Below are 20,541 nucleotides of genomic sequence, written 5' to 3'. Positions count from 1 at the left end.
ACCGCCATTGCGTGGGCCGGGCCCAAGACCCGGGCATCATCGCGTCTGGTTTCGAGCAAATCAACAATGGGTGATCGCGGATCAGTCCCGTGTGAATACCCGTTGGCTTGGTGGATGCGCAGGCTAGAATGCTGGCCATGAGTTCTGTCGCCACCCTACTTGCCAATCAGCTGCTGATCGCCTTGCCGTCCCTGGGCGAGAGCCCGTTCTCGCGCAGCGTCGCCCTGATCTGCCAGCACGACGCTGATGGGGCGATGGGCATCGTGGTCAACCGTACCTCCGAGTATTGCCTGGGCGACGTGCTGGGGCAGATGGATGTTGACGGTGGTGATGAGGGCATGCGCGCCCAGCCCGTGCTGGCAGGCGGCCCGGTCCACCCCGAGCGCGGCTTCGTCCTGCACGATGGCGGTGGCCAATGGGACTCGACGCTGGCAATCAGCCCGTCATTGTTCCTGAGCACCTCGCGCGACATCCTGGAAGCGATGGCGCGCGGTGAGGGGCCGGCCAACGCGCTGGTCGCGCTGGGTTGCGCTGGATGGGGGGCCGGTCAGCTTGAGCAGGAGTTGGCCGAAAATGACTGGTTGACCGCTCCCGCCGACACCGAGTTGCTGTTTTCCCTGCCATTGGACGTCCGCTGGGAAGCCGCCGCCGGCCGCATCGGTGTGGATTTTGCCCACCTGGCTTCCTATTCCGGGCGCGCATGAGTGCCGGCACGCCGACGCCGGTTGCGGAAGCGGCGGAGATCCGCCGCGACGGCACCGTGTTTGGTTTCGATGTGGGCTCCCGCCGGATCGGCGTCGCCGTGGGCAACAGCTTCGGTCACCACGCCCGTCCGTTGGCGGTTATCGGCGTACATGATCACGGCCCGGACTGGGTCACACTGGACCGGTTGCGCAGTCAATGGCTCCCCGACGGCATGGTCGTTGGTGACCCGCTGACCCTGGACGGTGGCAGCCAGCCGGCCAGGGTCCGGGCGCACGCCTTTGCGCGTCAGCTGCAGGCGCGTTACCGGCTGCCCGTGGCGCTGGTCGACGAGCGCTCCAGCTCGATCGAGGCAGCACAACGTTTTGCCGATGATCGGGCCCAGGGCCGCAAGCGGCGCAAGGATGCGCAAACGCTGGATGCGGTTGCCGCCGCGGTCATTGTCGAGCGCTGGTTGGCAGCACCCGATGACGCCATATCCATCTGCCGGGTTAGCGAAGAGAACACATGACTGTCACCACGCATTATCCAGAGGTCTCCGGGCCGGCCAGTCGGCATTTGCTGACCTTGGAGGACATGCCGCGCAAGCAGCTTGTCGCGCTGCTCGACCACGCCCAGCGTTATGCCGATGGCCAGGACAACCGCCATTCACTTGCCGGTGTTGCTGTTTGCACCTTGTTTTTCGAGGCGTCCACCCGCACCCGGCTGAGCTTCCAGCTCGCGGCCCAAAGGCTCGGCGCCGACGTACTCAATTTCGATGTGTCCACGTCCTCCACCCGCAAAGGTGAAACGGCCAGTGACACCCTCAGGACCATCGAGGCGATGGGCGTGCGCGGGTTCGTGGTGCGTCATCAGGACAATGGCGCGGTGGCGGCGCTTGCCGCCCACGCGGGCGCACAGACCTCGCTGGTGAACGCTGGCGATGGCCGCAACGCCCATCCCACCCAGGGTTTGCTCGACATGCTGACGCTGCGGCAAGCCAAGGGTGGGGACTTTTCCGGGCTCAATGTACTGATCGTCGGTGACGTCAAGCACTCGCGCGTGGCCCGTTCCGATCTGGATGCCTTGCGCACTCTCGGAACCGGCGAGATCCGCGTCTGTGGGCCCGAGGGGTTGTTGCCGGATCCATCCAGCCTCCCGGGCTGCCGCGTCCTCCACGACCTGGACGCCGCTCTGGATGGCGTCGACGTCGTGATGATGCTGCGCCTGCAGCGCGAACGGATGGCGGATGGCCTGGTCAACTCGCTGGATGATTACCACCGCGATTACGGACTCACTGCCGCGCGTCTGCGCCGGGCCGCGCCGGACGCGGTGGTGACGCACCCGGGCCCGATCAATCGTGGCGTCGAGATTACCGACGAGGTAGCCGATGGAGCGCAGTCCCTGGTCCTGCAACAAGTCCGCAACGGGGTCGCCGTGCGGATGGCGGTATTGGAAAGCCTGTTGAAGGCGTCAGCGGCGTAGTGCCCGCACGAGACGCGGTTACCGGGTGATCATCACTCGGGGTCGGGAGGCGGCAGCAAATGGCGGATGTGCAGGAACCGCGCAAAACGCGGCACGCCGTTGGATGTCAATCCGTTGTATCTATAGGTGACATGGCTCCCCACCGGTGGCGGTTCCGCCCGCTGCACATCGGTGAAGCCGCTGCCGATGCGGAACCGGAGCCCGTCGGGTCGCTCCACGATCAGCGCGCCAAGCAGGCCCGTGTATTTTCCGCGCCCGTCCGTATGGCCGACCACTCGTGCCTCGGCATCCTGGTATGGCTTGTACTTGAGCAGGTCATCACTTCGACCAAATGCATATTTCGCCAGCCGATGATGCAGCATCAGCCCTTCGCCACCGGCCGCGACTACCGCATCAAACCGCTCGTCGAGGTCCCCGGCATTGGCGACCCGGACCTGGGCCACCGGTTGCAGCCAGTCGATATCCGCCTGGGCAAGCACGGAGCGCATCTGCATCACTCGCGTTCCGAACGGCTCGGTGGAGGCGGGCAGGTCGAACACCATGAACTTCACCTGCCGCCAAGCCTCCTCATCCGGCTCAATGGATCGCACCACACCGCTGACGTCGGAGAACCGCCCGCGCCCCATCCACAATTCGCCATCCATCGCCACCGCCGGCCAGTCAGCGGTGAACCAGTCCGGGGGTTCAACCCGGTATCCCCCCCGGGTACGCAGCACCGTGCCATCCCAACGGCCGCGCACCCCATCCAGCTTTTCGCTGACCCAATAGTCGGACACATCAATGCCGACCTCGTAGGTCGTCGCGAGCATCAAGGCGGGGGGCGTGGGCTCGGCTGCGAAAGACGATGGGCAGCACGGAAAAAACAGCAGGCATGACAGCAGGGCGCGCAAAAGCATGGTCTCATCCTTGAGTTGATGGCTGGATATCGGATCCTTGATCCCCGAGCGGAGCTCGACGTCAGTGTGACGCATCCGCCGGACTTGCGTTGGGAGGGGTCAATCAGTACGGGCTTGCCGTCGGCCGCACGATTCTGGTCGCACAGTACCAAGTACGCCTTCCTCACCGATGGCGTTCGCGTTGGCTGGGGCAGCATGCCTCGTCACATGGTGGAGTCCGACACCGCCGCGGGGAGCCTGGTACTCCTTGATACACGCGAGGACTCCGCATTGATCATGTCTGCTTGTCACCGGGCGTCGGCGCCGCCCCGGCCCGCAGGACGATGGTTCATCGACCACTTGAAGGGTTTGGTCGAGCGGCGTCAGGCCGTCGAGCCCTGATTGCACGGCTGACGATCAGGGCGATGGGGATGCCGAACAAGAGCATATGTGAGAGCAGATCCAAGACCGTGGACAGCGGCTTGAAAGTGACGGGGTGAGGATAGGCCGACAGCGGCAAAACAAGCAGCCGCATGCATAGAAAGACAATCAGCCCGAAGGCCAGCCCAGCCACGAAGGGCCGACGTGCCAGGACCGGTAGTTGCCGGGCAGCGATTGCAAACACAACCGCCCAAAGGACGGATAACGCGAAATGGCAACCGACGCCCAGGACGGCAACGCTGCTACCACCTGCAAAGGCAGCGTCACCTAGGAGGCCGCTGGCGATGGTTTGGAAGACACGGCTCGGCGCCGCACCGTTATAGCCGGCGAACGAGATTGCGAAGAGAAGATCAAGAGCGCCACCGATGAGACCAGCGCCCAAGATCGCCTTTAGCAGTGGTCGCTGCATCATGATTCCTCTCCCGAGGCTTACACGCCTGAATCAATCCGACACGCCAAGCGGGTTCGGCTTGAATGAATTGTCCGGCCTCATCGCGGGAACATCGAGATGACCTTGAGCCCCAGCCAGACTGCGGCGATGCCAAGGACCACGCTGGCAACAGCATACAAGGCAGCCACCAACAGCTCCCCGCGGCGCAAGAGCAACATTGCGTCAAGGCCGAACGCGGAAAAGGTTGTGAACCCTCCGAGCAGACCGGTGAAGAGAAACAGCCTCGTGCCGGGGCCGAACAACTCATACCGCTCGGCCAGACCGGCAAGAACACCGATGACCAGACAGCCCAGAATATTGACCGCGAACGTACTGTAAGGAAGACGTTCCTGCGCTGTCATGTGCAGTACCAGACCGCCAAGCTTGTAGCGTGCGACAGAGCCGATGAATCCTCCGAGGCCGACTAGCAGGATGCTTTTCATGTTTGAGACTGATCGTGGTTGGGACTGAGGCCTGATGCGATGGGGGGCAAAGCCGATGATTTGTGTCGCACTGGGCGATGTGAGTTGGCCTTGACCAGTTGGGTCATTGGATGTCAACCGCCTAACGCAGAAAATCAGCGGCGCGGGAACCGCGTCCGCTGCGGCGATATGTTGGAGGCCGCCTGTTCATGCTGAGTACGGGGCCTGAACCAAACGCTGAGAAACCCACCAGATATTACCGTGCGGGTCTTTGACGCCACCTTGCCGATCGCCGTAGGGCATGTCGCTGACCTCCATTTCCTGCGTAGCACCTGCCGCAAGCGCCTGTGCCATAGTCTTATCAGCGTTCTCCACATAGATGTAACAGGCGGTTGGCATTGGCGTGTAACGATCAGTGGCCTCGCTTGCCATGACGGTGGTAGTGCCGATACGAACCTGCGCATTGGCGATACGGCCGTCTGGGCGCAGACTGCGAAGCACCTCTATACCACCGAGTCCTTTGACCAGGAATGAAACAAACGACTCCGCTTCCTTGACGAAGAAATATGGTGTAACAGTGCCAAAGCCGGACGGGATGTACATGAATACTCTCAGTTTCGCGCGGGCGTTAACGCCTGAGTTAAGCCGACCTGCGTAGCCGACAACGTGGCAAGCTTAACCTGCCAGCTCGTTGGTGTAACCAAGCGGTTTCGGCCTGAATGAATTTTTGGGCCGCAGCTTACCGGCAGCCCGTCATAGATGCTCAAGAATATTGAGGAGTCTGCCAAATGGGTCGCGCACATAGAAGCGACGAACACCCCACGGCTCCTCCACAGGTCCGTACTCGATCGCGATATCAGCTTGCCTGGCCCTACTCAATGCACTATTTAGATCATCAACTTCTATCGACAAATCAGGAACCGGCGTGCCGGAGCCACCCTGCGACGCAACACTGACTTGCACAGTCATCTTGTGGCTTGACCCGAAAGTCTTGATCCAGCCGTGATCCATCAAAAGTTCAAGGCCTAGTAGATCCTGATAGAAGGCCTGAGCCTCAGCTGGGTCTGGAGCTTCAATGTTGGCGACGATGCGGAGGACTTTCATGAACTCTCCGTTTGCGACTGCGGCTTAACTAAGACGTTAGGCGCTTGCTGACTGCCCAAAAAGTACCTTGCCGAACCGATCCAACCCTTTGTTGTGGCCTGGTGGGTCAAGAAATGACTCATCCGGCGGCAGGGGCAGATGCCAGGAACTCAACCTCAAACTGAGGCTTGGGGTGAGGGCCGACACCCCACCCTGGGCTGCTAGCCAAGGATGTCTGCGCCTCTGTGGCCCCCTGGTACGCCTTGAACCAAAAGCACGTCACCCTCTGTGTGCTCGGTACGCAGGGGGCGAATTGCCTTGTAAGCATCGGACTCGTACCAACCTTGGGCTTGCTCCATGGAGGGGAACTCAATGACAACCAAGTCACCGGACCATGCACCCTCAAGCGGTTGATAGGGACCGCCATGTACACGGTACTCGCCAGAGAAGGGAGCCAGTGTGTCGTCGATGCGTTGCAAGTACTCCTTGATCTCGTCACCAAACCGGGTTTCGCGTATCACGGCAACAGCATAAGCAGTCATAGATTGCTCCAAAATGTCGTAAATGTATCAGTACGCGCCCGCGAAGTAGCCGAAGCCGGCCGTCCGAAGCCGATGACAACTGACCGGTGCAAGAGGCTGTGCCCCATCCGTGCCTGCTGGACGAAGCGAAGCGTCCCCTGGAGCCCCTCGCCGTGTGATCAGTGCTCATTTATGCAGTTGGGACAACCTGTATTCAACCATCCGGATGACCAGCGCCTTGGGAATTGCCTTGCCCAACGGAAACTGGATCGAACCCTTGGCGAATTTGTACTCGGCAAGCTGATCAGCGAAGGCTTCTATCACGTCCGGATAAGGATAGAAGCCAGCACCCAGCGATGGTGCTGTACGAGGAGGATGACCGCGAAGACCGCCTCGAGTGCTGCGCCAGTGAGGGCGGCGGCAAGCGCAGGAGCCGCCAGATAGCCCAGCGCGGAGCCTGCGGCGGCAAGGGCCAGGCCCAGCGCCCAGTACAGGCGCATACCGTACAGAGTTGCGAACACCAAGTAGCGACCGCCGATGATCAGCAGCATGGCCGGGAAGAACCAGTCCAGCTCTTGCAGGCTCAGCGCATAGGCAAGTGGCAGGCAGAAGATGAGCCAAAAAGTGCTGGCCCCTGCCAGTTGGCCCAATGGATTGCCCTTGGCGTGGCTTCCGCGAGAACCCAACACCTTGCAGATGAGCACCGCCACCGGATGGATCAACATGCCCCCGATGAGGAGTGCCCAGACCGCGTTCTGAGCGGAGCCGAAAACAGCAACGCCCGTGGCCACTGACCAGGCGAGTGCCGAAGCTAGAATGCCGGCGCCACCACTGCAATAGCCCTGCCGCATGTCCACCTGTGCTTCCGAAATCACCATATCCATGTTTCCGGATCTCCTTGTAGTGGCTGTGCGGCGTAGCGCCTGAGTTAAGCCGACATGCGTAGCGGAGCCAACAACATGATCTCAGTCCCTATGGACCAAACAGGGTGCGGGCGTTCTCGTAACGTATCTTCGCCTTCTCGCTCTCGCTGAGATCTAAGCGGCTAAGCGCACTCACGTTCTGCTCTAGCGAATATTGAGGATAGTCCGATCCCAGTAAGATGTGATCAATCCCGACATTACGCATTGTCCAAACGAATTCTTCCTCTATGGGCGAATCGGCGACAAGCACGACGGTGGCAGAGATGTCGAAATAGATGTTGTCGCCAAACAGACCTTCGGCTGTCCGTGCAGCTTTAAGGATATTCCAGAAGCGAAAGTTCATTCCGCCCATATGTGCAAAGATGAACTTTGTTCTGGGAGCTTGGAGCGCAAGGTTGAACAGATCCTGGTTGTCGCCAGGCAGAATATTTGCATTGTCGATCAGCACGATCACGTCGAGCTCGCCGGCGCGCTTGACGAGTGTCAGCACACGCGGATCATCGGACTCGAACTTCTGGGTGTGCGGGTGGAGCTTGAGGACCTTGACGCCCCTAGCCGCCACGCGCTCCAGCTCTGCCACCGCGGTCGGGCTGTCATAGGGATGGACGGTAACGATCGGTATCATCTTAGGGTGATTGGCCGCCAACGCGATGATGTCGTCGTTGCGCACCTGAATCTGCTCAGGGTGCCCGACGAGTGCTTGGTTCGGGCCGCCGAACCACATGGCACCGATGCCCGCCACCTCCGGCCGCCTCTCTTTCAGCTGCTCCTCATAGGCTTGAAGCGACTTCTCGCCGTTCGAAAGATGGACGTGCGAGTCGAAGAGCGGCGATTGAGCGGCTGCAGCCTGCGCGACCAAAGCCAACGCAACGGCAACGATAACGCGACCGCCCACTGGCAGAACTAGTCGACCAAATTCGTAGCTGAACGTCATAGCGTTTCCCCGAAATTGTGTGGTGCGCCTAACGCCTGAGTTAAGCCGAGCCGCGAAGCGGCTGAGAGTTCCTACGAAAAAGTGGACACCTTCGATCAGACACATAGTGCCTCAAACTCGTTTGGTGAGCGATAGCCCAGCGCCGAATGCAAGCGGTGCTGGTTGTAGAAATCGATGTAACTGCGCAGGGCAGAACGTAACGTCTGGTCGTCGGTGAAAATCTGGCGGTGGTACATGTCCGACTTCATGGATTTGTTCCACGACTCCATGTGCGCGTTGTCGGTCATCCGGCGAGGGCGGTTTACGCTCTGCACCAAACCGGCCTTGGCCAAGGCGCGCTTGAAGGTGCCCGCAAGAAATTCAACGCCGCGATCGCTGTGCACCAGGGTGCCGGGCTGTAGTTGCCGGTGCCGCACGGCCGCTACCAGCGCTCGACGGGTCAACTCGGCTGACTTCTCCCGACCCAGCGACCAGCCCAGCAGGCGGCGTGAATACCGATCCATTACCGTCGCCAGGTAACGCCATGTGCCGGCGACTTTCAGGTAAGTCACATCGGTAACCCATACCGGTCGGTGCGTTCAACTGAAATGGCGTGAATTTCATTGCCGACACTGGCGAAGAATCGGCCCATTCCCGGCAGGCGCCTATAGAGCGTGGCCGAACAGGCTTTGATCGCGTGATCACGCATCAGCCGCTCAACCCGGCGACGCCCGACGGGCTCGCCTTGCTTGCGCAGCTCGGCATGCACGCGCGGGCTGCCATAGGTTTCCCGGCTTGCTTGATGCACCCGCCGCACGTGATCGATCAACCGAGCATCGTCCAAGGCGCGTGCGCTGGCCGGTCGACCCCGCCAAGCGTAGAAGCCGCTGGGACTGACGCCGAACAGACGACACATCCGCTTCACGGGGTAGTTTTCTTGCTGCTGCTCGATGAAGGCAAAACGTTCGCTTTTCGAGCGGAAGTGAACGCGATCGCTTTTTTTAAAAGGTCATGCTCGACCTTCAGCTGTTCGTACGCCTTCTTCACCCGGCGCAGCTCCTTAAGCTCGGCCGACACCGCCTGATCCACGGCAACTCCTTTGGTCATGATCTTGCCCTCACGCGCCCATTTGCGCCAACGAGACAGCATGAAGGGGTGGATGTAAAGCGATGCGGCGACGTCCTGCACGAGCACGCCGGGAAGCTCACTGAGGCGCACGGCAGTGGCTTTGAATTCGTCGCTGTAGCGGGTAATGGTTCGTGGGCCTGGCTTAGGCATGGAGCACTCCTGAAAGTTAGTTCAAGGTGTCCACTAAACCGTAGGAACTATCGCTTCGGCTTGAATGAATTGTTAGCTGCCTCAGCGCGACCCTGCAGGACATACACAAGAGCCGCAAGGGGTACAGCCACCGCTGCCGATGTGGAGGCGATGTCTGCAACTGTGTGGTACTGCTGATAGAGCATGAGAAGGAAGTACGCCAGTAAAGTCGCAGCCACAGGAAGCCGCAGTCTAGGGGAGCTGGTGCCAATAGCCGCTGCTAGAGCGAGTGCAACCGCAGAGTGAGTGCTGTAATCGAGTCCGACGGAGGGCCACCACAGGAACGCGTTGTCAGCCCACATGAAGGAATAGGCGATAACAAGCGCGAACAAGCCGAGGACAAGTCGCCAGAACGCCTGACGCCATTGCCGAAAAAATGCCGACTGGCTAACGAGCGCGAGCCAGACGACACCGAGCAACGGTGTGTATGAATCAGCCACTTTGTCTAGAAGTTCAAATGAAGTCACAGGGAACTCTCGAGGCAGCTAACGCCTGAGTTAAGCCGACTTGCGTAGCGTAGCCGACTAACGTGGCAAGCTTTACCTGCCACGTTGTTGGTGTAGTGAAGCAAGTTCGGCTTGAACGAATTGTTAGCTGCTACTCGTAGTGCGACCACATCCGCAAGACTTTGACTGTGTGCTCAGTCGCCAGGACTTGGTATACGAGCCGATGCTGGATGTTGATACGCCGAGAGTACGCGCCGGCCAGATCTCCAACCAGCTTCTCGTAGGGTGGAGGTGCCTGAAAAGGGTTCTCCGCGAGCACGGCTAAGAGCGACTGAGCCTTGGCCTTGAGGCCGGCAGAACTGAGATTGCGTGCGTCTTTCTGGGCTTGTTTGGTAAAGACGAGGCGCCAACTCACCAGTCAAGCTTCTCAGAGCAGGACTCAATGGGCTCGGCCATGCCGGTCTTGATGGACTCGCGCATGCCGGGAACAGACAGCAGGAACAGGGTTTCCTGGATGGCAGTCCAGTCTTCCGCCGCGAGAAGCACGGAATTGTGGCGTTTGCCGGAGATGAGGATAGGCTGATGGGACTCGGCCGCCTCATCCATCAAACGATAGAGGTTGGCGCGGGCTTCGCTGGCGGTAAGGGTAGTGGCAGTCATGGCAGGCTCCGATTTGAAGTTGATCGTACGTTAAAGCGTACGCAAACGCAAGTGGCCTGTAGCGGCTAACGCTTGAGTTAAGCCGACTTGCGTAGTGGAGCCAACAGCATGGCAAGCTTTATCTGCCATGTTGTTGGTGTAGCGAAGCAGGTGAGAGTTCCTACGAAAAAGTGGACACCTTCGGTCAGACACACAGTGCCTCAAACTCGTTTGGTGAGCGATAGCCCAACGCCGAGTGCAAGCGGTGCTGGTTGTAGAAATCGATGTAACTGCGCAGGGCAGAACGTAACGTCTGGTCGTCGGTGAAAGTCTGGCGGTGGCACATGTCCGACTTCATGCTGCACCAAACCGGCCTTGGCCAAAGCGCGCTTGAAGGTGCCCGCAAGAAATTCAACGCCGCGATCGCTGTGCACCAGGGTGCCCGGCTGCGGTTGCCGGTGCCGCACGGCGACGTCCTGCACGAGCACGCCGGGAAGCTCACTGAGGCGCACGGCTGTGGCTTTGAATTTGTCGCTGTAACGGATAACGGTTCGCGGGCCTGGCTTAGGCATGGAGCACTCCTGAAAGTTAGTTCAGGGTGTCCACTAAACCGTAGGAACTATCGGTTCGGCTTGAATGAATTGTCAGGCAGCAGCTCCTTGACCATGTGTGCGTTGGACAGCGCTACGCCCATTACTGCTACGGACTGACGAGTGTTCACCACGAAGCCATGCCAAGTGAAAAATTCTTCTGCAGCAAGGCTGACGTCCGCAATAAGCTTGGGCAAGCCACGCTCTTCCGCAACGTCATGGATATGCCGCATAAGCCCAGATCCGACGCCACGATGAGAAAACTCCCCTGACACAAAGAAGTGGTCTATGTAGCCGGAGGCTTGGAGGTCAGCGTAACCAGCAACCCGACTGCCAACAACCGCTACAAATGGGCGAATCGTGGCAATCTTCTCGCGCCATTTATTCCTGTCGTAGGTGGCGGGCGCCCATGCGTTGATCTGCTCGGGTGTGTAGTAGGTCCGGGCCAGTTGATGTACAGATGACAGGAATACCTCTCGAAGAATTGCTTCTTCTCCCGGTATGTACTCGCGGATGAGCATGTTTGCTGCCTAACGCCTGAGTTAAGCCGACCTGCGCAGTGGAGGCAACGGCGTGGCGAGCTTTTTCTGCCACGCCGGTGCTGTAACGAAGCAGTTTCGGCTTGAACGAATTGTTAGCACTCGCAGGTTAACAAAGTAAGTGCAACACCCGCGCCGCCCGGAAAAGAAGAGGTGAGCTGGCAGACTGGAAGGGATTTCTCCGGCAAGAGACGATCCCGCATGTACCACCAACTCACCGAGCCAGAACGATACACCCTGTCTGTGTTGAGGCGGGAAGGGCGAACGTTCCGCGCCATTGCCCAAGCACTGGGGCGCAGCCCCAGCACCATCAGTCGCGAGGTTCGTCGTAACGCGACGCTGAATGCTGCGAAGGGACGCTCGTTCTATGTGCCGAGCAACGCCCAGGAGCATGCGAACGGTCGGCGCAGCCGCAGTCGACGGGTGAAGACCACGGCCCTGAGGTGTATGCGCACATCGAGGCTCGGCTGATCGAAGTGCAATGGAGCCCGGAACAGATCGCCAGGGAATTGCCCCAAGGGCTGGGCGTGACGCTCAGTCATATGACGATCTACCGGCACGTTCGGCGGGATCAGCGCGCTGGCGGCCGCTTGTTCAAGCAGCTCCGGCAGGGCGGTAAACGCCGACGCAAGCGCACCTATGGTGTTGAAAAACGGGGGAAATTAAGCGGTAAGGCGATGATCGACAGCCGCCCTGGTGTGATCGAGCTTCGGCAGGAAGTCGGGCATTGGGAAGGCGACACGGTGATGGGTGCCAGCGGCGAGCGCACCTGCCTTTTGACCCTGGTCGAGCGTGCGACAGGCCTGGCGTTGGTGATTCGGCTACCGCACCGCACGGTGCGCGCGGTGAACCGAGCGGTGATCGGCGCGATCAAGAACAGCGGTCTGCCGTTCAAGACGATCACCTGGGACAACGGCACGGAATTCCACGGCTATCGCCAGATCGAGGAAGCCACCGGCGTCCGCAGCTACTTCGCCTACCCGCACCGCCCGTGGGAGCGGGGCAGCAACGAAAACTTCAACGGCTTGCTCCGGCAATACTTTCGGAAAGGGCGAAGTCTGTCCGGGAAACGACAGGCCGACTGCGACCAAGCGGTCGTTAAACTGAACACACGACCGAGGAAACGCTATGGCTTCCAGACCCCCGCCGACCGCATGCACAAACTCTCAGGAGTGTTGCACTTGGAGTGTTAATTCACCCCTTTGCCTGCTTTGCACGAGATGCAAGCCGTCCTTTACGGAGTAGACGCTCTGACCGCATGACGTGCAGGATAAAAACCTTGTGTCCGTCATAGCGATAGAAGATGCGGCAGGGCGGTTCAACAACTTGGCGATACCGTGACCGCTTGAGTTCCGGTGGGCGGCTGCCACTCTCCGGATGATCCGCAAGATGCTCAATGTGGGCGACTACGCGCTTGACTAGCACTGCAGCTGCAGCCGTATTCTCCAGGGCGATGTAGTCGGCAATAGCGTCCAAGTCGCTCAACGCCGGCTCCGACCAGATTATTTCAACCATCGGGCCAAGCGCTTCTTGGCTTGGGCGTGGGTGGCCACGCGTCCTTCAGCGACTGCCTGCTCCCCGCGGGCGATGCCCTCCAGCACGGTCATGCGCTGTTGCATGAGTTGGTAGGTCTCAACGTCCACGAGATAGGCGCTGGGCAGTCCATGCTGGGTGATGAGGATGGGCTCTTTGTCTCGCTCGATGTCCGAGAGGAGGTCAGTAGCTTGGCGCTTAAGGGTGGTGACGAGTTCTGTACGCATGAAGTGACACTACAGTGCTACTTTGAGACGCGCAAGTGCTTGGTGCAAAGGTCTAACACTTGAATTAAGCCGACCCGCGAAGCGGGTTTGGCTTGAATGAATTGTTAGGCGGCACCGCCCACGCCATGTGGACCGTGCCACCAGCGACCGACTCTGTCTTGAACCCCAAACGATCATACAACGCTCTAGCTGGGTTCTCCTCGTACACCCGAAGCTGCAGCCGAAGGATGTTACGGCTGACCGCAATAGCCTGCGCTTGCTGCACCGCCCACGTGCCGATGCTCTGGCCTTGACGCTGTGGAAGCACCTGAAGGTCTCTAAGACCCAGTGCATCTTGTTCCGGCACGAGCCTTAACAGACCGACGACGTCGGAGTCCGCCAGGATCACCAAGTTCTCGAACTCCAACCAGCTAGCGAGGAAGCGATCTGGATCCCACGCGATGCCTCTCGTGACGAGGTAGCCACCCATGTTGCGGCGATTGAGCGACATACAGAAGGCACGCTCTTCATCAACTGCGGGTCGGAGCGAAAGTTTCATTGCCGCCTAACGCCAGAGTTAAGCCGACCTGCGCAGTGGAGGCAACGGCGTGGCAAGCTTTTTCTGCCACGACGGTGCTGTAACGAAGCAGGTTCGGCTTGAACGACTTGTTAGGCCTCAAGCAATAGCTGCCAGTAGCCCACGTCTACCCAACGGTCTTGCTTGTAGCCCACTTGCTTAAAGTGAGCAACCTTTATGAAGCCTAGGCGCTCGTGAAGGCCGATGCTTGAATCGTTGGGAAGGGCTATGCCTCCTATTACTGCGTGCATCGAACATGCGCGAATTGCGTCGATGAGCGCGGCATAAAGACGTAGCCCAAAGCCCTTGCCGGTATGGACTGGATCCAGGTACACAGTGGACTCGACCGAGTAGCGGTACGCGCAGCGGCCCTTCCATCTTGAGGTATACGCGTAGCCGATGACTTGGCCTGAAGCCTCAGCCACTAACCAAGGGAGAGATGATGCCAATGCTTCCGCGATCCTATGCGCCATCTCCGGCGCATGGACTGGGTCAGTCTCGAAGGTGATGCATGTTTCAGACACATAAGTGTTGTAGATGGCAGCGATGTCGGTGGCATCGCTTTCTCTTGCAGATCGAATTGATACGTCCATGAGGCCTAACACCGTAGTTAAGCCGGCCCGCAACGAGTAGGCCGGATGCTGATTGAAGCCGAACCACGACTTTGCCTGGAAATGGGGCTTCGCGGGCTCGGCTTGAACGACCAGTTAGGTTGCAACCGTAGCCGAGAAAAGTCAGTTGCGAAAGACCATGCTGGGAGCAGCGCGTTAGATGGAACTTGCGCCCGATGAGCTGGACTGCGTGAACTGGCCGATCACCGCGATTTAGCCGAGCGAGAACCCGGCGGCGAAGGCCTGCGGATGCTTACGCTGACCTTGGTGTAGCGGGATGAGTCACGTGTTGCGACACCAGAAACCATGGTGAAGCGACTCAAACAATCGTTACGACACCGCACTGCCACGCAAGATGCTTTTACTGCGACCTAACGTTTGACATGAGCGGCAGCCGAAGGGCGCAGCCCTTTGGATGTCCGCTCGATGGAACGGTTGGGCGTCACTGGCGATCCAAGCAGCCACATAACTTCTTCATGATTGATCTACCAAACACATGGAAGGCACGGCGTTGCCCTTGAAGCGGGGCAATTGCACGTCCGAAAACGGCGAGACAGTTGGCTTGTGCGGGAACACAGTGGCGCTTCATCAACCGACGGAGAGAAAGTATGAGCGCACTGGCCAACAAAGTTGCCATCGTTACTGGGGCAAGTTCTGGAATCGGGTATGCGACCGCGAAGATGTTTGCACGAGAGGGTGCCAGGGTGGTCGTGACTGCGCGGCGCCAAACAGAGCTCGACAGACTGGTCGCGCAGATCGTGGAAGCTGGCGGTCAAGCGGTAGCCGTTGCGGGCGACGTGAGGGACGAGGCTGTCGCGAAACTCGTTGTAGAGACGGCGATCCACCACTTTGGAGGACTCGACATCGCTTTCAATAATGCGGGTGCGGTCGGTGAGACGGGGCCGGTTCATGACGTGTCGTTGGCCGGATGGCGGGACGTGCTGGATACCAATCTGACAAGTGCTTTCCTCGGCGCCAAATATCAGGTGCCAGCGATGATCGCGCGAGGCGGTGGGTCGTTGATTTTTACGGGCTCGTTCGTAGGCTACAGCGTCGGTATGCCCGGCATGGCCGCCTATGCCGCCAGCAAGGCAGGGCTGATCGGCCTGACCCAAGTCCTCGCCGCCGAGTTTGGCGCGAAGGGCATCCGCGCGAACGCAATCCTGCCCGGAGGTACTGATACTCCCGCGAGCATCACCAATGCTCCGGAAGCCACTTCCGAGGTACTCGCCTTTGTCGAAGGCCTTCATGCGCTCAAACGCATGGCGAAGCCTGACGAGATCGCGCGGTCGGTGCTTCACCTTGCGTCGGACGCCTCGAGTTTCATCACGGGCGCCGTGCTCCTCGTTGACGGTGGCGTCTCAATCACCAGAACTTGATTGAGTTGCCGTGAAGGCGTCGGGCGCAAGAGCGCGGGGGTGGCCGAAAAGAGGCGCCTCCGACGGCGCGTTTGCCCGATGCTGACGGCGTCATTCTGACGCCCAGAAGTGCGAAAGACTGCACTCGTTCTGGTGACGCCCAACGCTGGAGTTAAGCGGCGGCGCAGCCGTCCGCCTTGAACGAGTTGTTAGGCGCCACACTTTGCAGCGCGCCAACGATCATTGGTTAGTACCGGACAATTGGCGCTTTGTGCGAGGCCAAATAATGGCTTGCGCCAAGACGATTCTTTGGCCGTCGAAAGTTGCAGCAACCGAACCATAAAGCTCATAACCAAGTGCCAGAGCTCCACTAACACGGTGACAGAACGCAGCATCATCTGGACCGGTGAGCACACGATAGATCGGCAGGTCGTTTGGTGGTTGCTTCATGAACTCGCCTCGATGACGGATGTGGCGCCTAACGCCTTATGTCTTGAGTTTCCCCTACCGTAGGCGCCGAGAGCCCGACGTGCGCGCCCGATAACGCCTCGGTGTCAGACCACCGTAATTCAGCAGGGGCCGCACGCCGGATCTCGCGCCCTGCGCCCGAACAGTTGATCGAGGTTTCCCTCGAACTGATAAGCGTGGGCCTCGGGCGCGATGCTCTCGGCCAATCAACTGTAGCGGAGAACGAACATGTCAGCAGCAGGGATCGATGTGGGCAAGGCCAGCCTGGATTTGGCCGTGGATGGGCAGCCGCGCGTGCTCCGGTTCGCCAACAATCGGGCGGACATCGCCAAGCTGGTCAAGCGACTACAGGCACTTGGGGCCACGCGGATCGTGGTCGAAGCCACCGGCGGCTACGAGGAGCCACTGCTCGAGGCCTGCTGCGATGCCGGTCTGTGGATTGCCCGGGTCAACCCGCGCCAGGCCCGCGCCTTCGCCAACGCCACCGGCGAGCTGGCCAAGACCGACGACATCGACGCCCGGATCCTGGCACTCATGGCCCGGCTGTTCGCCGACCGTCTGCGCCCCTACCTCGCACCGCCGCCCTGGCAACGCGAGCTGCGTGATTGGCTGCGCCGTCGCAGCCAGGTGGTCGTCCTGCTCCAAGCCCAGAAGCAGCAGGCGGCGATGGCGCCTGCTTCCGTCCGCAAGCTTGCAGCCCGCACCATTGCCGCCTTGGTCCGGGAGCTTGCCGCGATCGAGAAAACAATGAAGGCCTTGATCCAGGCGCACGCCACGCCCGCGCTACGCTCGAGCAAGGTGCTTGGACCCGTGTTCCAGGCCACCGCTCTCGCGCTGCTGCCGGAGCTCGGCCACCTTGATCGCAGACAGATCGCCAAGCTCACCGGCGTGGCTCCGATGAACCGGGACAGCGGACAGGGCCAGGGCAAGCGGCGGATCCGTGGAGGGCGCGCGCCGGTTCGCGTCGCGCTCTACATGGCCACGCTCTCGGCCGTACGCTGGGATCCGACCATGAAGGCGCACTACCAGCAGCTGCGAGCGCGTGGAAAGCTGGGCAAGGTGGCTCTGGTGGCGTGCATGCGGAAGCTGCTCGGGATCATCAACGCAAGGCGGCGTGACGAGCTTCGGGCCGAGGGTCTGGCACTGGCTTGAGCGGCACGCTTCAAGACAGTTGCTGAATTAAGCCGACCCGCGAAGCGGGTTCGGCTTGAATGAATTGTTAGGTGCGCGGCCCGACAAGATCGGCGTGATAAGTATCAATCTCACGGCTCACCTCTCTAAGTTTGCTATCCAGATCAGCATACGTGTCTTGAACTGCCTGTAGGCCGCTGGGCAAGCCCCTTAGCATCTCGGCAAGTTTTCCCTGGTGTTCCATCAATGCCAGATAGTGAGTCCGTAATGCCAGAAGTGCATTGAGACGGCTCAAGCTATTAGCCCTCGCGGCTTCGTGAGCTGTCTGGCGGGCATACAACGCCGCCGCCACTGAAACCAAGAACGCGAGCAATGCCAGTGCAGTTCCCCAAGCCACAAAACTCTCCCTTGCGCACCTAACGCCTGAGTTAAGCCGACTTGCGTAGTGGAGCCAAACACATGGCAAGGTTTTTCCGCCATGTGTTTGGTGTAACGAAGCAAGTTCGGCTTGAACGAATTGTTAGGCGCCGCCCCCGTGCACCCAATCTAGTACGGGCTTAACCCATGCAGCTAGCGGCATGTAGAAAGCACCATGTGCTTTGCCGGTGGAGAGCGTGATCTCTTTAAAAGATTGAGGTTGCTCAGAACGATCCGCGAGGGGCTTGCAGCTATTGGTTAATGTATCACTAGTTTCATAAAGTGAAAGCACATGGCCCGTTAGACGGAGTTGTGGCTTATCAGGCCGATCCCAGCAAGCGGCGAGCAATACGAAGCGAACCTCCGGGCGCCGCAGGAAGCTGGAAACATGCAGTGCAATTGCACCGCCTTTTGAGAAGCCCACTACGACAATGTTCTTAGGTGGCACCCCGGATTGACGTAATCGTTCTACCTGCGAGATAACAATGCCGGCATACGCATCTACATCAGTGTCAGGCCCGCGCTGTGCCGAGATGACGGTGGCGCCTCTAGATGAAAGCGCATCAAGGATGGCTGGATAGTCATAGAGGCCAAAGCGTGCTCCAGTGGGGCGAGGCCCACGATCCTCAACGATGCGCCCGTGCAGGTAGATCAAGTAAATCTCCGCCGGGTCGACAGCGGCGGGGACGTCCGTGACCACATTGCCAGCGTGTACTGGTGCGATGACGGCAAGAAGGAGTACAAGCCAGGCTTTCATCGAGTAACCATCCTAGGCGCCTAACGCCTTATGTCTTGAGTTTCCCCTAGCCTAAGAGCCGAGAGCCCGGCGTGCGCGCCCGATAACGCCTCGGTGTCAGACCACCGTAATTCAGCAGGGGCCGTACGCCGGATCTCGCGCCCTGCGCCCGAACAGTTGATCGAGGTTTCCCTCGAACCGATAAGCGTGGGCCTCAGGCGCGATGCTCTCGACCGGCCAACTGTAACGGAGAACGGACATGACGGCAGTAGGGATCGATGTGGGTAAAGGCGCTTTGGATCTTGGTGTGGATGGACAGACCGGCGTCGCCCGGTTTCCCAACACCCGAGCCGGGATTGCCAAGATCATCAAGCGCCTGGTGGCGCTGGGTGCGTCCAGGATCGTGGTGGAAGCCACCGGCGGTTACGAAGAGCCGCTGTTGGACGCCTGCTGCGATGCCGGGCTGTGGATTGCGCGGGTGAATCCGCGCCAGGCCCGCGATTTTGCGCGTGCCACCGGCGAGCTGGCCAAGACCGATGCCATTGATGCGCGCTTGCTGGCGCTGATGGCCCGGATGTTCGCAGACCGCCTCCGCCGGTACGTCGCCCCGCTGCCGTGGCAGCGCGAGTTGCGCGACTGGCTGCGCCGACGGGGCCAGGTGGTCACCCTGCTACAAGCCCAGAAGCAACAGGCGGCGATGGCATCGCCATCGGTTCGTAAGCTGGCCGCTCGCACCATCGCCGCATTGGTCCGCGAGCTGGCGGCGATCGAGCGCACCATGAAGGACCTGATCCAACAGCACGCCACGCCCGCGCTGCGCTCCAGCAAGGGGCTCGGCCCCGTGTTCCAGGCGACCGCGCTGGCGCTGCTGCCCGAGCTTGGCCATCTTGATCGCCGGCAGATCGCCAAACTCGCCGGCGTGGCACCGATGAACCGCGACAGCGGGCAGGGCCAAGGCAAGCGCCGCATCCGCGGCGGGCGCGCCCCGGTACGCGTTGCGCTCTACATGGCCACGCTGTCGGCCGTGCGCTGGGATCCGATGATGAAGGCGCACTACCAGCAACTGCGTGCACGCGGAAAGCTGGGCAAGGTCGCGCTGGTGGCCTGCATGCGCAAGCTGCTCGGCATCATCAATGCCAGGCGGCGCGATGAGCTGCGTGCGGAGGGTCTGATTATGGCTTGACCCGACTAATCACAAGACAGTTGCTGAGTTAAGCCGACTTGCGTAGCGGAGCCAACAACATGGCAAGCTTTTTCTGCCATGTTGTTGGTGGAGCGAAGCAAGTTCGGCTTGAACGAATTGTTAGGCCGCGCACCGAGTTGCACGGCGTGCGGCCGCTGACCAAACGAACAGCAACACCTCAAGAGCCAAGTACACAACACCGAGAGTTGCAAGCGTGAGCCAGCCCCCCGCCCGGCTTGGCCCACAGTACGCCTCCGTAAGGCAATGGAACAAGCGAGCCACAAGCTTGAACTCTATGCCAAGAGCGACCGCGAACAGAACACCCAGAGCCAGACACAGTACCTTTGCCCTGGAGGAGGAATGCCACGGTGGCCGAACAGCATTTGGCCGGAACAACAGCCAAGCTCTAAGCGGAATGAGTGTTATGGCAGCTAGGCCCACGAAGCCAAACGCATAAATAACGACGGGCATAAGAGTTGCCATAGCGGCCTAACGCCGGAATTAAGCCGGCCCGCACGGTGCAGACCGGACGCCGATGCAGCATCGCCAACGGCACATTTGAGCGAAGCGACGAAGCGGGTTCGGCTTGAATGACTTGTTAGGCCGCGCCCCGCCAGCTACGCCAGCCGATCCACAGCCAACCAAGGGCTCCCCCGCTCAAGGATCCCCACAGTGCGCCATTGGTGAAGCGTTCACCAGCGTAGATAGCAGCAGCGGCACCAACTGCGAAGCCAATGAGCGCCAGCCAAGCAACCTTGCGTTTCTCTACGAGCCACCAAGCCTCCTTAGCCCTCTTGCGCCGGAGTTTTTCTTGGGCCCTCAGGTCTGGCTGCAGGATGGCACGAGCAATTGCCTCCGCGTGGGATTCTTCCATGTGACTCGATTCCTCGTCCTAGCGGCCTAACGCCTGAGTTAAGCCGACCCGCGTAGCGGAGCCAACAACATGGCAAGCTCAATCTGCCATTTTGTTGGTGGAGCGAAGCGGGTTCGGCTTGAACGAATTGTTAGGCCGGCCT

27 protein-coding genes and 2 pseudogenes are annotated in these 20,541 nt (G+C 60.1%); 7 read left to right on the top strand and 22 right to left on the bottom strand.

Annotated features, from left to right (window positions below):
• Positions 1-137: 137 nt before the first annotated feature.
• Genes ACW7G6_RS12775 through ACW7G6_RS12765 form a run of 3 tightly spaced genes read left to right on the top strand, consistent with a single transcriptional unit; the run spans position 138 to position 2,166 of the window.
• Positions 138-704, top strand: coding sequence for a YqgE/AlgH family protein (locus ACW7G6_RS12775; RefSeq protein WP_456998402.1), 567 nt, complete (start codon positions 138-140; stop codon positions 702-704).
• A complete protein-coding gene (ruvX, locus tag ACW7G6_RS12770) occupies positions 701-1,213 on the top strand; it encodes a Holliday junction resolvase RuvX (protein ID WP_456998401.1) in 513 nt (170 codons plus the stop codon). The genes ACW7G6_RS12775 and ruvX overlap by 4 nt, the downstream gene beginning before the upstream one ends.
• The gene (locus tag ACW7G6_RS12765) at positions 1,210-2,166 is read left to right on the top strand and encodes an aspartate carbamoyltransferase catalytic subunit (RefSeq protein ID WP_456980171.1); all 957 of its coding nucleotides are present in this window, start codon (positions 1,210-1,212) and stop codon (positions 2,164-2,166) included. Before ruvX ends, ACW7G6_RS12765 begins: the two co-directional genes overlap by 4 nt.
• Before the next feature lie 32 nt (positions 2,167-2,198).
• Here the strand turns inward: ACW7G6_RS12765 and ACW7G6_RS12760 are convergent, their stop codons facing one another.
• The 15 genes and pseudogenes from ACW7G6_RS12760 to ACW7G6_RS12690 all read right to left on the bottom strand — a co-directional run bounded on the left by ACW7G6_RS12760 (position 2,199) and on the right by ACW7G6_RS12690 (position 11,287).
• Positions 2,199-3,062 carry a DNA ligase gene (locus tag ACW7G6_RS12760; protein WP_456998400.1) on the bottom strand — a complete coding sequence of 288 codons (864 nt, stop codon included), beginning with the start codon at positions 3,060-3,062 and terminating at the stop codon, positions 2,199-2,201.
• A 328-nt stretch (positions 3,063-3,390) separates the two neighbouring features.
• Positions 3,391-3,891: a hypothetical protein gene (locus ACW7G6_RS12755; RefSeq protein ID WP_456980169.1), complete on the bottom strand. Its 501-nt coding sequence runs from the start codon at positions 3,889-3,891 to the stop codon at positions 3,391-3,393.
• An 80-nt stretch (positions 3,892-3,971) separates the two neighbouring features.
• On the bottom strand, positions 3,972-4,355 hold the full coding sequence (gene crcB / locus ACW7G6_RS12750) for a fluoride efflux transporter CrcB (protein ID WP_456980168.1): 384 nt from the start codon (positions 4,353-4,355) through the stop codon (positions 3,972-3,974).
• 186 nt (positions 4,356-4,541) lie between these two features.
• Positions 4,542-4,937, bottom strand: a complete 396-nt coding sequence (locus ACW7G6_RS12745) for a VOC family protein (RefSeq protein WP_456980167.1) — start codon at positions 4,935-4,937, stop codon at positions 4,542-4,544.
• 150 nt (positions 4,938-5,087) lie between these two features.
• Positions 5,088-5,438 (bottom strand): VOC family protein, encoded by a 351-nt coding sequence (locus ACW7G6_RS12740; RefSeq protein ID WP_456980166.1) that lies wholly within the window; start codon positions 5,436-5,438, stop codon positions 5,088-5,090.
• A 200-nt stretch (positions 5,439-5,638) separates the two neighbouring features.
• Positions 5,639-5,959: a DUF1330 domain-containing protein gene (locus ACW7G6_RS12735; RefSeq protein ID WP_456980165.1), complete on the bottom strand. Its 321-nt coding sequence runs from the start codon at positions 5,957-5,959 to the stop codon at positions 5,639-5,641.
• Between the two features lie 299 nt (positions 5,960-6,258).
• A complete protein-coding gene (locus ACW7G6_RS12730) occupies positions 6,259-6,822 on the bottom strand; it encodes a DUF7010 family protein (RefSeq protein ID WP_456998399.1) in 564 nt (187 codons plus the stop codon).
• A gap of 88 nt (positions 6,823-6,910) precedes the next feature.
• Entirely contained in the window at positions 6,911-7,795 is an 885-nt protein-coding gene (locus tag ACW7G6_RS12725; protein ID WP_456980163.1) for an amidohydrolase family protein, read from the bottom strand.
• A gap of 95 nt (positions 7,796-7,890) precedes the next feature.
• On the bottom strand, positions 7,891-8,346 hold the full coding sequence (locus ACW7G6_RS12720) for an IS3 family transposase (RefSeq protein ID WP_456980162.1): 456 nt from the start codon (positions 8,344-8,346) through the stop codon (positions 7,891-7,893).
• A complete protein-coding gene (locus ACW7G6_RS12715) occupies positions 8,343-8,603 on the bottom strand; it encodes an IS3 family transposase (RefSeq protein WP_456980161.1) in 261 nt (86 codons plus the stop codon). Before ACW7G6_RS12715 ends, ACW7G6_RS12720 begins: the two co-directional genes overlap by 4 nt.
• A 92-nt stretch (positions 8,604-8,695) precedes the next feature.
• Positions 8,696-9,052: a transposase gene (locus ACW7G6_RS12710; RefSeq protein ID WP_456998398.1), complete on the bottom strand. Its 357-nt coding sequence runs from the start codon at positions 9,050-9,052 to the stop codon at positions 8,696-8,698.
• Between the two features lie 636 nt (positions 9,053-9,688).
• Positions 9,689-9,952 carry a Txe/YoeB family addiction module toxin gene (locus ACW7G6_RS12705; protein ID WP_456998397.1) on the bottom strand — a complete coding sequence of 88 codons (264 nt, stop codon included), beginning with the start codon at positions 9,950-9,952 and terminating at the stop codon, positions 9,689-9,691.
• Entirely contained in the window at positions 9,949-10,197 is a 249-nt protein-coding gene (locus tag ACW7G6_RS12700) for a type II toxin-antitoxin system Phd/YefM family antitoxin (protein WP_456980158.1), read from the bottom strand. The genes ACW7G6_RS12705 and ACW7G6_RS12700 overlap by 4 nt, the downstream gene beginning before the upstream one ends.
• A gap of 184 nt (positions 10,198-10,381) precedes the next feature.
• A pseudogene (locus ACW7G6_RS12695) lies at positions 10,382-10,477 on the bottom strand (IS3 family transposase); the annotation flags it as partial.
• Positions 10,478-10,795: 318 nt separating this feature from the next.
• Complete coding sequence (locus tag ACW7G6_RS12690; RefSeq protein WP_456998396.1) at positions 10,796-11,287, bottom strand: GNAT family N-acetyltransferase; 492 nt, start codon at positions 11,285-11,287, stop codon at positions 10,796-10,798.
• Positions 11,288-11,506: 219 nt separating this feature from the next.
• On the opposite strand from ACW7G6_RS12690, the pseudogene ACW7G6_RS12685 reads away from it, so the two are divergent.
• Positions 11,507-12,498: pseudogene (locus ACW7G6_RS12685) on the top strand (IS30 family transposase).
• Position 12,499: 1 nt separating this feature from the next.
• On the opposite strand, the gene ACW7G6_RS12680 reads toward ACW7G6_RS12685, so the two are convergent.
• The 4 genes from ACW7G6_RS12680 to ACW7G6_RS12665 form a co-directional block, all read right to left on the bottom strand.
• On the bottom strand, positions 12,500-12,820 hold the full coding sequence (locus ACW7G6_RS12680; RefSeq protein ID WP_456998395.1) for a type II toxin-antitoxin system RelE/ParE family toxin: 321 nt from the start codon (positions 12,818-12,820) through the stop codon (positions 12,500-12,502).
• Complete coding sequence (locus ACW7G6_RS12675; protein WP_456960923.1) at positions 12,808-13,065, bottom strand: type II toxin-antitoxin system prevent-host-death family antitoxin; 258 nt, start codon at positions 13,063-13,065, stop codon at positions 12,808-12,810. The genes ACW7G6_RS12680 and ACW7G6_RS12675 overlap by 13 nt, the downstream gene beginning before the upstream one ends.
• Before the next feature lie 64 nt (positions 13,066-13,129).
• Positions 13,130-13,603, bottom strand: coding sequence for a GNAT family N-acetyltransferase (locus ACW7G6_RS12670; RefSeq protein WP_456980155.1), 474 nt, complete (start codon positions 13,601-13,603; stop codon positions 13,130-13,132).
• 110 nt (positions 13,604-13,713) lie between these two features.
• On the bottom strand, positions 13,714-14,214 hold the full coding sequence (locus ACW7G6_RS12665) for an arsinothricin resistance N-acetyltransferase ArsN1 family B (protein WP_456980154.1): 501 nt from the start codon (positions 14,212-14,214) through the stop codon (positions 13,714-13,716).
• 626 nt (positions 14,215-14,840) lie between these two features.
• On the opposite strand from ACW7G6_RS12665, the gene ACW7G6_RS12660 reads away from it, so the two are divergent.
• Positions 14,841-15,611, top strand: a complete 771-nt coding sequence (locus ACW7G6_RS12660) for an SDR family oxidoreductase (protein WP_456998394.1) — start codon at positions 14,841-14,843, stop codon at positions 15,609-15,611.
• A 219-nt stretch (positions 15,612-15,830) separates the two neighbouring features.
• On the opposite strand, the gene ACW7G6_RS12655 is transcribed toward ACW7G6_RS12660, so the two are convergent.
• The gene (locus ACW7G6_RS12655) at positions 15,831-16,040 is read right to left on the bottom strand and encodes a DUF1737 domain-containing protein (RefSeq protein WP_456978858.1); all 210 of its coding nucleotides are present in this window, start codon (positions 16,038-16,040) and stop codon (positions 15,831-15,833) included.
• A 246-nt stretch (positions 16,041-16,286) separates the two neighbouring features.
• Here ACW7G6_RS12655 and ACW7G6_RS12650 point away from each other — a divergent pair, with 246 nt between their 5' ends.
• Positions 16,287-17,210 carry an IS110 family RNA-guided transposase gene (locus ACW7G6_RS12650; protein ID WP_456998393.1) on the top strand — a complete coding sequence of 308 codons (924 nt, stop codon included), beginning with the start codon at positions 16,287-16,289 and terminating at the stop codon, positions 17,208-17,210.
• 499 nt (positions 17,211-17,709) lie between these two features.
• Here ACW7G6_RS12650 and ACW7G6_RS12645 read toward each other — a convergent pair whose 3' ends face one another.
• On the bottom strand, positions 17,710-18,363 hold the full coding sequence (locus ACW7G6_RS12645) for a hypothetical protein (RefSeq protein ID WP_456998392.1): 654 nt from the start codon (positions 18,361-18,363) through the stop codon (positions 17,710-17,712).
• A gap of 238 nt (positions 18,364-18,601) precedes the next feature.
• Between ACW7G6_RS12645 and ACW7G6_RS12640 the strand changes: the two genes are divergently transcribed.
• On the top strand, positions 18,602-19,525 hold the full coding sequence (locus tag ACW7G6_RS12640) for an IS110 family RNA-guided transposase (RefSeq protein ID WP_456998391.1): 924 nt from the start codon (positions 18,602-18,604) through the stop codon (positions 19,523-19,525).
• 598 nt (positions 19,526-20,123) lie between these two features.
• Here the strand turns inward: ACW7G6_RS12640 and ACW7G6_RS12635 are convergent.
• On the bottom strand, positions 20,124-20,399 hold the full coding sequence (locus ACW7G6_RS12635; RefSeq protein ID WP_456998390.1) for a hypothetical protein: 276 nt from the start codon (positions 20,397-20,399) through the stop codon (positions 20,124-20,126).
• Positions 20,400-20,541: the final 142 nt, after the last annotated feature.

The sequence above is a fragment of the Lysobacter sp. A421 genome, from assembly GCF_054052145.1.
This window is presented reverse-complemented; position numbering and strand designations above follow the sequence as displayed.

Bases quoted from the DNA above. Each gene is read 5' to 3' on its own strand.
- ACW7G6_RS12655 (WP_456978858.1), bottom strand. From the start codon at position 16,040: ATGAAGCAACCACCAAACGACCTGCCGATCTATCGTGTGCTCACCGGT.
- ACW7G6_RS12670 (WP_456980155.1), bottom strand. From the start codon at position 13,603: ATGAAACTTTCGCTCCGACCCGCAGTTGATGAAGAGCGTGCCTTCTGT.
- ACW7G6_RS12680 (WP_456998395.1), bottom strand. From the start codon at position 12,820: ATGGTTGAAATAATCTGGTCGGAGCCGGCGTTGAGCGACTTGGACGCT.
- ACW7G6_RS12650 (WP_456998393.1), top strand. From the start codon at position 16,287: ATGTCAGCAGCAGGGATCGATGTGGGCAAGGCCAGCCTGGATTTGGCC.
- ACW7G6_RS12765 (WP_456980171.1), top strand. From the start codon at position 1,210: ATGACTGTCACCACGCATTATCCAGAGGTCTCCGGGCCGGCCAGTCGG.
- ACW7G6_RS12635 (WP_456998390.1), bottom strand. From the start codon at position 20,399: ATGGAAGAATCCCACGCGGAGGCAATTGCTCGTGCCATCCTGCAGCCA.
- ACW7G6_RS12760 (WP_456998400.1), bottom strand. From the start codon at position 3,062: ATGCTTTTGCGCGCCCTGCTGTCATGCCTGCTGTTTTTTCCGTGCTGC.
- ACW7G6_RS12710 (WP_456998398.1), bottom strand. From the start codon at position 9,052: ATGCCTAAGCCAGGCCCACGAACCATTACCCGCTACAGCGACGAATTC.
- ACW7G6_RS12735 (WP_456980165.1), bottom strand. From the start codon at position 5,959: ATGACTGCTTATGCTGTTGCCGTGATACGCGAAACCCGGTTTGGTGAC.
- ACW7G6_RS12690 (WP_456998396.1), bottom strand. From the start codon at position 11,287: ATGCTCATCCGCGAGTACATACCGGGAGAAGAAGCAATTCTTCGAGAG.
- ACW7G6_RS12730 (WP_456998399.1), bottom strand. From the start codon at position 6,822: ATGGATATGGTGATTTCGGAAGCACAGGTGGACATGCGGCAGGGCTAT.
- ACW7G6_RS12640 (WP_456998391.1), top strand. From the start codon at position 18,602: ATGACGGCAGTAGGGATCGATGTGGGTAAAGGCGCTTTGGATCTTGGT.
- ruvX (WP_456998401.1), top strand. From the start codon at position 701: ATGAGTGCCGGCACGCCGACGCCGGTTGCGGAAGCGGCGGAGATCCGC.
- ACW7G6_RS12775 (WP_456998402.1), top strand. From the start codon at position 138: ATGAGTTCTGTCGCCACCCTACTTGCCAATCAGCTGCTGATCGCCTTG.
- ACW7G6_RS12700 (WP_456980158.1), bottom strand. From the start codon at position 10,197: ATGACTGCCACTACCCTTACCGCCAGCGAAGCCCGCGCCAACCTCTAT.
- crcB (WP_456980168.1), bottom strand. From the start codon at position 4,355: ATGAAAAGCATCCTGCTAGTCGGCCTCGGAGGATTCATCGGCTCTGTC.
- ACW7G6_RS12675 (WP_456960923.1), bottom strand. From the start codon at position 13,065: ATGCGTACAGAACTCGTCACCACCCTTAAGCGCCAAGCTACTGACCTC.
- ACW7G6_RS12745 (WP_456980167.1), bottom strand. From the start codon at position 4,937: ATGTACATCCCGTCCGGCTTTGGCACTGTTACACCATATTTCTTCGTC.
- ACW7G6_RS12645 (WP_456998392.1), bottom strand. From the start codon at position 18,363: ATGAAAGCCTGGCTTGTACTCCTTCTTGCCGTCATCGCACCAGTACAC.
- ACW7G6_RS12665 (WP_456980154.1), bottom strand. From the start codon at position 14,214: ATGGACGTATCAATTCGATCTGCAAGAGAAAGCGATGCCACCGACATC.
- ACW7G6_RS12740 (WP_456980166.1), bottom strand. From the start codon at position 5,438: ATGAAAGTCCTCCGCATCGTCGCCAACATTGAAGCTCCAGACCCAGCT.
- ACW7G6_RS12725 (WP_456980163.1), bottom strand. From the start codon at position 7,795: ATGACGTTCAGCTACGAATTTGGTCGACTAGTTCTGCCAGTGGGCGGT.
- ACW7G6_RS12755 (WP_456980169.1), bottom strand. From the start codon at position 3,891: ATGCAGCGACCACTGCTAAAGGCGATCTTGGGCGCTGGTCTCATCGGT.
- ACW7G6_RS12660 (WP_456998394.1), top strand. From the start codon at position 14,841: ATGAGCGCACTGGCCAACAAAGTTGCCATCGTTACTGGGGCAAGTTCT.